1 pseudogene is annotated in these 568 nt (G+C 43.0%); it reads left to right on the top strand.

Features of this window, described 5'->3' with window-relative positions:
* Positions 1-442, top strand: a pseudogene (locus C9J35_RS23885) (IS110 family RNA-guided transposase); the annotation flags it as partial.
* Between the last annotated feature and the right edge of the window lie 126 nt (positions 443-568).

Below are 568 nucleotides of genomic sequence, written 5' to 3' on the forward strand. Positions count from 1 at the left end.
GCTTATTAAAGGATGGACGTTTCAGTTATCCACGTATACTGAAAGATATTGAAGCTGAGCTTCGTATTGGTTCTACTCTTCGTTCAAAATTGACGGAGGATTTGGCTAGTATTAAAAATCGAATCATCCGTTGGCTTGATCGCTACTTTCCAGAGTTTACTCAAGTCTTTCCTAATTTCGGGAAGATGGCACTTGCAACACTAGAAATAACACCATTACCAAAAGATATTAAAGGGAAAACAGCCGAAGAGCTGGTCTTTCTTTACCGACAGGTAAAGGGAATGAGAGCACCACAGTTACCGAAAGCCAAGCCGAAGCCGCGAAAAACTCTATCGGACTGACAGAAGGAACACAGAGGGCCCAACACGAAATCGCCACGCTCTTACGTCAGTATCGGTTATTAGAAACCGAAATTGAAACTGTTAATAATCAATTAGCAGAATGACACGGAGAAGCCAGCAAAATAACTAAACTCAGACTATGAGTCTCCGGAGCAGCATAGCAGGCCTCTGCCTTATGAATAGACCGAACGAAGGAATGTAAGCGCAAATGACGCTAAGAGACATGG

This window comes from Lysinibacillus parviboronicapiens (assembly GCF_003049575.1).
Taxonomy (GTDB): domain Bacteria; phylum Bacillota; class Bacilli; order Bacillales_A; family Planococcaceae; genus Lysinibacillus; species Lysinibacillus parviboronicapiens.